This is a genomic window from Streptomyces carpinensis, from assembly GCF_002154505.1.
In the GTDB taxonomy this organism is placed as follows: domain Bacteria; phylum Actinomycetota; class Actinomycetes; order Streptomycetales; family Streptomycetaceae; genus Streptomyces; species Streptomyces carpinensis.
In genome coordinates, this window is sequence record NZ_MUBM01000101.1 from 24,212 (window position 1) to 30,739 (window position 6,528).

Below are 6,528 nucleotides of genomic sequence, written 5' to 3' on the forward strand. Positions count from 1 at the left end.
ACTGCCGTCACAGGGAAGGTGCACACGTCCTCTGCCTGCGTGGCACCGTGCTTCGGGGACCCGGTAGCGTGAGCCGACGATTCCGAAGGTCCCCCAATCGTAGGAGTCCCGGTGACGCAGAGTGGACAGGGCGAGGAGCCCTCGGCGCGGCCCGCGCACGAAGGCATCGTGCTGCCCTCCGACGGTGGGCAGCCCCTGCTGCCGGGCACGGCGGGCGGGGCCGGTGGCCCGGTGGGCCCGGGCGGCCCACCGCCAGGCCAGCCGAACGGCCAGGCGGCGGCGCCGGCCGGCGGTCAGGCCTGGGGCCAGCCGTGGGGGCCTGACGGCCGGCAGACGCCCGCGCCGCAGCCCGAACAGGGCTGGCAGGCCCCGCACGCCCAGTCCGCCCCGTCCTGGGGCTCCGGCTCCCCGGAGCCGTACCCGCCGGCACCGCAGGCCCCGTGGGACGCGCACGGCCAGGCCGCCGGCCCGCTGCCCCCGGAGGGCGCCTCGGCCTACGGCCACCAGGCCGGCGCTCCGCTGCCCCCGGCCACGGGCCCGTACGCCCAGGCCGGCCCGCCCACTCCGTACGCCACCGACGCACACGGCGCTCACGCGCACGGTGCCTCGTCGGCCGGTCACGGCGCGGCGCTGCCCCCGGTGGGGGGTACGGCCCCCTACGGCGTCCCGGCCGGACAGCAGCCCCCGCACGGCGCACACGCCCTGCACGGCGGTCCCGCGCCCGGCGGCGACGAGGGTGCCACCCAGTACCTGCCGCCTGTCGGTGCCGCTCCCGTGAACGAGGGGGCCACGCAGTACCTGCCGCCCGTGGCCGCCGCGCCGGCGGACGAGGGCGCGACGCAGTACATACCGCCGGTGACGCCGGGGGCGATGCCCCCCGAGGCGCCCGGCGGCGACGCTTCGACCAGGTTCCTGGGCCGCGTACCGCAGGGCGGCCCCGGCCCGCTGCCGTCCGCCGGGCCCGGCGGCGACCCGGACGCCCAGGCCACGCAGTTCATCGCACCCGTGGGCGCCCAGATGGGCGGCGCGCCGGCATCCCCGTACGGCGGCGGACCGGGCGCGGCCGGCGGGCGGCAGACGCCCGCCGAGTTCGACAACCTGTTCCGCAGCGACGCCGGCTCCACCCAGCAGCTGCCCCGCTTCCAGTCCCAAGACGTCCCGCCCGGCCGGCCGGGCGTACCCGGGCCCGGCGGTCCGGCGGGTTCGTCCTTCGGCCTGCGGCCCGTCGACGATGACGGCGACAGCGGCCGCGGAGGCAAGCGGACGAACTCGCGGGTGCCGGTGATCGCGGCCGTCGGCATCGGCATCGTCGTGCTCGGTGTCGGCGCGGGCGCCCTGCTCAGCGGTGGCGGCGGTGGCAGCAGCGACAGCACCGACAAGAACGCGAACGTCTCCGCCACCGCCGACGCCACCGACCCGTCCTCCGCCTCACCGGCCGCCGACCCGGCCCGCGCGCAGGCGGTCGAGCTGGACAAGCTGCTGGCCGACAGCGGCAGCAGCCGTGCCTCCGTGATCAACGCGGTGGCCGACGTCCGCAAGTGCGACAACCTCGACAAGGCGGCCTCGGACCTGCGCGCCGCCGCCAAGCAGCGCAACGACCTGGTGACCCGGCTGGGCGGGCTGTCCGTCGACAAGCTCCCCGGCCATGCCGCGCTCACCAGCGCGCTCAACAGCGCGTGGAAGGCCTCCGCGTCGGCCGACCAGCACTACGCGGCCTGGGCGGGGCAGGTCGGCGGCAAGAAGGGCTGCAAGAAGGGCCACGCCCGCAACACCGCGGAGACCCAGCAGGGCAACCGCCAGAGCGGCGTCGCCAGCGCCCAGAAGGTCAAGGCCGCCCAGCTGTGGAACGCCATCGCCAAGAAGTACGGCCTCACCCAGCGCCAGCCCACCCAACTCTGAGCAGCCGGCCCGGGCGCTGAGCAGCGCTGCCACGGGCGCTCGGGGCGCCCGGAACGGGGTGCTTGGGGAGCCGGACCCAGCGGTGTTCAGGGCGGCGGAGCCGTGGGTGCTTCGGGCAGTGGAGCCGGGCGCGCGGGCCGTGCAGCCGACGGCGCTCGGGGAGGGCGCCGGAGTCGTGGGCGTTCGGGTCGCCGGAGCCGGGGCCGAGCGTGGCGCGGGAGCCCCGGGTGCCTCGGGCGGTGGAGCCGAGGTGCGCTGCGTACGCGAGTCCGGGGCGCTGCCGGTCGGGGAGCCGGAGCGGGTTACTCCACGTCGGCGTCCTGGAGTGTCTTCGTCACGTCGACGAAGCCCTTCGTGGCCGACGCCAGCTGCCCCTGGCGCACCACCTGGAGGGTGACGTCGGGGTTGACCAGGCGGGCGAAGCCGGCGCCGGAGAACGGCCCCGACTGCTCCCAGCGCAGCGGCGGGGTCAGCCCGCCGGTGTCGACCCGCAGCCCGTTGTCGAGGGTGCGCTGCACCGTGTCGGCGGTCACCTCGCCGGAGCCGATCTTCTCCAGGACGGCCCGGAGCACGGTGTAGGCGATCCAGGTGGTCTGCACTCCGGCGTCCGCGGGATCGACACGGTTGTCGCCGAAGGCCTCCTCGTTGATCACCTTCTTCATCGGGTCCCAGCGCGGATCGCTCGCGACCGGGTACCAGCCGGTGACGTACGACCCCTCGTAGGGCCCCGACTTTCCGCCGCTGGCGTCGATCACCGTCTGGTCGACGCTGCCGAGCACGGCTTCGGTGCGCACCGGCGGATAGCTCTCCCGGCTGCGGCGGAAGGAGTCCATGAAGATGTTGGTGCGCTCACCCAGGGCCGGTATCACGCAACCCTTCTTCCCCGGGTCGGCGGTCGCCTGCCGCAGCGCCCGGTCCGCCTCGGCGGAGTACTCGGTGGCGTCCTCGGGAGCCATCTGGTCGTGGGCGGGGGTGTGGCCGCCGGCCTTCAGGCCGGCGTCGAGCAGGCCGGGCAGTTCGTCGCCCGCGATGCTGTCGGGGCGTACCAGCGTGACGGGGCCGCAGTGGGCGGCCAGCTCCCTGCCGAGGCCGACGAGCAGGGCGGGCTGCCCGCCGTTGACGGGGTAGGACAGGGCGCGGGTGAACTCGGTGGTGGTCACGCCGTAGCCGCCGATGTACGGGATGCCCGCGCCTTCCAGCGGGGGGAAGAAGGAGTCGCTGAACTGGCTGTAGGAGCCGACGACGGCGACCACGTTCTCCTGGACGGCGCGTCGCGCGCACTTGCCGGCTTGCACGCTGTCGTTGCTCTCGTTGCAGGTCAGGACCTTGAGTTTGTGGCCCGCGATGCCGCCGTGGGCGTTGGCCCAGCGGGCGTAGGCCCGGGCCATGGCGGGCATGCCGGGCTTGTTGGTGGCCTTGGTGCTGTCCGGCGCCCAGGTCATCACGGTGACGGTGTCGTCCCCGGAGCCCCCCGTGGCACCGGGCACGACACCGCATCCGGCGGCGAGCGACGCACACGCGGCCAGGGCGCCCGCGGACAGGAGGGCTCTGCGCCTTCCGGCGGGGCGGGTCGGGGCGGGGAGGGTCGTGCTGCGCGTGCGTCGCCTGCCGGTCATGCACACGCACGATTCCGGCACATCCCTAACCTGGAAGTGACCCATGGTCAACACTGGGTGACGCCCAGGTGAATTACGGGGGCCGGTGAGCGAGCCGGGAAGGAGAACGTACGATCGATGACCGTGCAAGGTTCGGAGAACACTTCCCGTCGCGGCCGTCGCTCCTCCACCATGGGCGGCATGCCACTCAACGACATGCCGTGGTGGCGCTGGCGCAGCAATGTGCGCTCCGCGCTGCACATGCTCTCCGACCCGGTGTTCCAGCGGGACGTCTGGCTGGCGGGAGTCGAAGGTTACGGCGACGTCACCGACGCCGTCTACCGTCTGGTCGAGGACACCTGGCTGGACAACTGGTCCGCAGAGAAGTACGTCGGCACGATATTCCGGGACTCCCAGGAGGCGGCTCTCGTCGACACGGCGGTGCTGCGGGTGCTGCGGATCATGCACCAGGTCGGCCCCGACGCGCCGGTGGCGGCGTACCTCGACCACCACGGCTGGCCGGAGGCGGTCCGGGCGGCGCGGGACGCGCACGTGCGGATGGCGGCGAGCGACGGCGACGACCCCGACGCCCCGCCGCGGAGCCTCGAGGTGCTGCGCATCATGACACACGCCGCGTAGGAGGCGGCCGGACCGCCTCGCGGCGGCGAGCGGCACGATGCCGGGCGCCTGCCGTGCCCACGCACGCCGGGCCCGCCGTCCCGTCCAGCGGGACGACCGCCCATGGCGGGCGGCCCGTGTGGGACCCTGTGCTGCATGAATGAGCAGTCCCCTCGAGCAGCTGCGGCCCAGCCGGCCGACCAGTACCTCCTGACCCTCTCCTGCCCTGACAAGAAGGGCATCGTGCACGCCGTGTCGAGCTACCTGTTCATGACCGGCTGCAACATCGTGGACAGTCAGCAGTTCGGCGACCAGGACACGGGACTGTTCTTCATGCGTGTCCACTTCTCCGCCGAGGCCCCCGTGACCGTGGACAAGCTCCGCGCCAGCTTCGCGGCGATCGGCGACTCCTTCGCCATGGACTGGCAGATCCACCGGGCCGAGGAGAAGATGCGGGTCGTGCTGATGGTCAGCAAGTTCGGGCACTGCCTGAACGACCTGCTCTTCCGCGCCCGGATCGGTGCGCTGCCGGTGGAGATCGCAGCGGTGGTGTCCAACCACACCGACTTCGCTGAGCTGGTGGGGTCGTACAACATCCCCTTCCACCACATCCCGGTGACCCGGGACACCAAGGCCGAGGCCGAGGCACGGCTGCTGGAGATCGTGCGCGAGGAGAAGGTCGAGCTGGTCGTCCTCGCCCGCTACATGCAGGTCCTGTCGGACGACCTGTGCAAGGAGCTCAGCGGCCGGATCATCAACATCCACCACTCCTTCCTGCCGAGCTTCAAGGGCGCCAAGCCGTACCACCAGGCGCACGCCCGGGGCGTGAAGCTGATCGGTGCGACGGCCCACTACGTGACCGCCGACCTCGACGAGGGCCCGATCATCGAGCAGGAGGTCGAGCGGGTCGGCCACGACGTCACCCCGGACCAGCTGGTCGCGGTCGGCCGGGACGTGGAGTGCCAGGCTCTGGCCCGCGCGGTGAAATGGCACGCCGAGCACCGGATCCTGCTCAACGGCCGCCGCACGGTGGTGTTCGCGTAGCGTCCCGCCCTCCTCGGAGGTCGCGGAACCCGACGACGTGTCCGGCGTCACATACGGCTCAGTGACGCCGCCGCGTACAGCACGTCCCTGATCGCCTCCCGGTCGCCGACCTGGCCCACCGCGGCCTCGCGCGGAGCGATGTGACCCGCCGCGAGCCGGCAGAACTCCACCCCGTCCAGCGCGACATGGGCCACCTCGTGCTCCGCGGAGCCCACCGCCCCCGGTGAGTCGAGCGGGATCAGCCACTCGCCGCCGGCCAGCCCCTCGATCTCCAGCCGCAGGCTGCGCCCGGGTTCGCCGGCGGCCACCAGATGCCGGGCACGGGCGGGCGAGGCCAGGCCCGCCCGGCGTCGTACGGCGAGCACACCGGGCAGCAGCCGGGCCGCGAGGTCGATCATTCCGCGCAGATGGCGCGGGGCGGGCGGCTCGTAGGGGTAGTCCACCGCCTCCGCGATGTCCTCCGCGTGCACCCAGCACTCGAAGGCCCGGTCGATCAGCGCGTCCCGCAGCGGCAGTTCGAAGTCGCCGTACGACACGGCCGGCGGCGCGGCGGCGGCGCCCTCGGCCCCGCCGGTGAACGACACCGTCCGCACGAGCGCGTGCGTCTGCTCCCGCCACGGCACCCGGACGGCCCCGGCCGGCGGGAGGTGCGCGGACCGCCAGTACGCCTCGGTGCGCGCCTCGGGGACCGACCACGACCCGGCGCCGTCGGTGTCGTCGGCGGTGTCACCCAGCGGGTCGTCGAGACCGAGGGCGACCGCGACCAGCCCGTCGACGCTCGTCAGATGTCCGATGACCCCGGCGACGGTGGTACGGCGGCTCGCCGTCTCCTCGCCGTCGAACCACCGCAGCCGCACCGGCGTGTGCCACTCGGAGTCCCCGATGTCCTGCAACAGCGCGTCCAGGCGCGCGGTCTCCGCGTCGTAGGGAGCCGCCCACTCCGGCACCGGGAAGCGCGGCGGCCGGCGCTCCAGGCAGCTCTCCAGCACGCGGGTGCGCAGGCCCGGGTCGAGGTCGAGGCTCTCGGGCCGGTGCAGCAGGCCGACCGCGTCCCGCAGCCGCAGCGCCTCCTGCGCGCAGTCGCCGCACCCGCCGAGGTGTTCCTCGACGGCCGCCGCCTCGTCCGACGAGCAGGCGGCCAGCGCCCAGGCCCCGAGGAGCGACTTCAGGACGTGATGCTCCAGCACGGTCCGGCCTTTGGACTCCGGATCCCTCGGTTCCGGGCCCCTCGGCTCCGAGGACTCCGCGTGTTCGGCCGGCTCGGTGGGCTCCGGCGGTCCGGTGGGCCGCGCCGGCTCGGTGCCCTCGGCCAGCTCCTTCAGCGGGGGCAGCGGCTGACCGCCGTCCTCGACGGAGACGCGCGGCATGGGTA

The 6,528-nt window shown here is 74.0% G+C and carries 5 protein-coding genes; 3 read left to right on the top strand and 2 right to left on the bottom strand.

Annotated elements, in window-relative coordinates; translation table 11 throughout:
• Window positions 1-111: 111 nt before the first annotated feature.
• A complete protein-coding gene (locus BZY54_RS15270; protein WP_086725736.1) occupies window positions 112-1,899 on the top strand; it encodes a hypothetical protein in 1,788 nt (595 codons plus the stop codon).
• A gap of 302 nt (window positions 1,900-2,201) precedes the next feature.
• Here BZY54_RS15270 and BZY54_RS15275 read toward each other — a convergent pair whose 3' ends face one another.
• Entirely contained in the window at window positions 2,202-3,515 is a 1,314-nt protein-coding gene (locus tag BZY54_RS15275) for an ABC transporter substrate-binding protein (protein ID WP_086725737.1), read from the bottom strand.
• A gap of 117 nt (window positions 3,516-3,632) precedes the next feature.
• Between BZY54_RS15275 and BZY54_RS15280 the strand changes: the two genes are divergently transcribed.
• On the top strand, window positions 3,633-4,133 hold the full coding sequence (locus BZY54_RS15280) for an SCO4402 family protein (protein ID WP_086725738.1): 501 nt from the start codon (window positions 3,633-3,635) through the stop codon (window positions 4,131-4,133).
• Between the two features lie 135 nt (window positions 4,134-4,268).
• A complete protein-coding gene (gene purU, locus BZY54_RS15285; RefSeq protein WP_086725739.1) occupies window positions 4,269-5,156 on the top strand; it encodes a formyltetrahydrofolate deformylase in 888 nt (295 codons plus the stop codon).
• 47 nt (window positions 5,157-5,203) lie between these two features.
• Here purU and BZY54_RS15290 read toward each other — a convergent pair.
• A partial coding sequence (locus tag BZY54_RS15290) for a zf-HC2 domain-containing protein (protein WP_244217174.1) occupies window positions 5,204-6,528 on the bottom strand: 1,325 nt, incomplete at its 5' end.

Bases quoted from the DNA above. Each gene is read 5' to 3' on its own strand.
- BZY54_RS15275 (WP_086725737.1), bottom strand. From the start codon at position 3,515: ATGACCGGCAGGCGACGCACGCGCAGCACGACCCTCCCCGCCCCGACC.
- BZY54_RS15280 (WP_086725738.1), top strand. From the start codon at position 3,633: ATGACCGTGCAAGGTTCGGAGAACACTTCCCGTCGCGGCCGTCGCTCC.
- purU (WP_086725739.1), top strand. From the start codon at position 4,269: ATGAATGAGCAGTCCCCTCGAGCAGCTGCGGCCCAGCCGGCCGACCAG.